General features: G+C 61.5%; 3 protein-coding genes. All 3 read right to left on the bottom strand.

Going from position 1 to position 1,000, the window contains the following annotated elements; all coding sequences use genetic code 11:
• The coding region (locus EOB59_RS34930; protein ID WP_128290310.1) for an SGNH/GDSL hydrolase family protein at positions 1-483 on the bottom strand (483 nt) is incomplete at its 3' end.
• Positions 480-896 carry a hypothetical protein gene (locus tag EOB59_RS34925; protein WP_127810317.1) on the bottom strand — a complete coding sequence of 139 codons (417 nt, stop codon included), beginning with the start codon at positions 894-896 and terminating at the stop codon, positions 480-482. The genes EOB59_RS34925 and EOB59_RS34930, both read right to left, overlap by 4 nt.
• 13 nt (positions 897-909) lie before the next feature.
• The coding region (locus EOB59_RS34920) for a 2-oxo acid dehydrogenase subunit E2 (protein ID WP_164895867.1) at positions 910-1,000 on the bottom strand (91 nt) is incomplete at its 5' end.

The raw sequence follows: 1,000 nt of genomic DNA, 5'->3' as shown, positions 1-1,000 counted from the left end.
ATATTGCGGTGCCAAAAACTTCGAGGCGTCATCGCCACCGGCGAACATTTCCTTGAAGTCGGCATTTTCGGTGCGGCTGACGACAGGCGGCGAGACGATCAGTATCTGCGGCGCGGGCCAGTCGAACGGATAGTCGTGACCGCGCACGATGTCGATCAGCCGCTGAATGCCCTGCTTGGCCGCGACGGGATTGCCGTGGATCCACGGCTTCATGTCGTTGGCGCCGAGCATGATGGCAATCAGGTCGATCGGCGCATGGGTCGTCAGGACGGTTGGCAGCAGTTTTGCACCGTTGCGGTCCGCACCGGCCAGATGATCGTCGAAGGCCGTGGTGCGGCCGTTGAGGCCATCGGCAATCACTTGCACGCCGGCGCCTAACGCTGCCTGCAGCACGCTCGGCCAGCGGTCTTCCAGCGCATGGCGGCCACCTTCGGCATTGTAGCCCCAGGTTAGCGAGTCGCCGTAGCAAAGAACCGTCTTCATGCGCCCACCTGTGCGTTAATCGAGCCGCGCCTCAACCGCCAGCGCACGAACAGCCAGTGAACCAGCACAGTGGCCAGGTTCGGCAAAACCAGGCCGGCGATGATTGGCAGGTCGCCTCCCCACTGGCGCTTGCCGATCGGTTGAGAGAACGTCCAACCGATCAGGCCGAGCCCGATCAGCACGAACAGGAGAATTGCGCAGAGGGCCAGCCAGTTGATGATCGTCGGTGCGTTCGAAAAAAGCTGCGCGATGAAAAACACGATCGTTGCAACAATGGTGACAAGCACCGACGTCATGAACACCAGAATGTATTCTTCCTGCGCATGGGTTGCGACCGCCAGCTGTTGAGCAACCAGGCCGCCTGCCAATCCTGACAGGAAAAACGCCATGAGGGAGGTGAAGAAGATCCGCACCGCCCTCTCCGTCCTAGACCAGCATGCCCATCGGGTTCTCGATCAGCCGCTTGAAGGCGACCAGCAGTTCAGCCCCAAGCGCGCCGTCGACGGCGCGGTGATCG

It is taken from the genome of Mesorhizobium sp. M7A.F.Ca.MR.176.00.0.0, from assembly GCF_004023165.1.
GTDB lineage: Bacteria > Pseudomonadota > Alphaproteobacteria > Rhizobiales > Rhizobiaceae > Mesorhizobium.
Note: the sequence above shows the minus strand (reverse complement) of the source record. Positions and strands in the feature narration are given on the sequence as shown.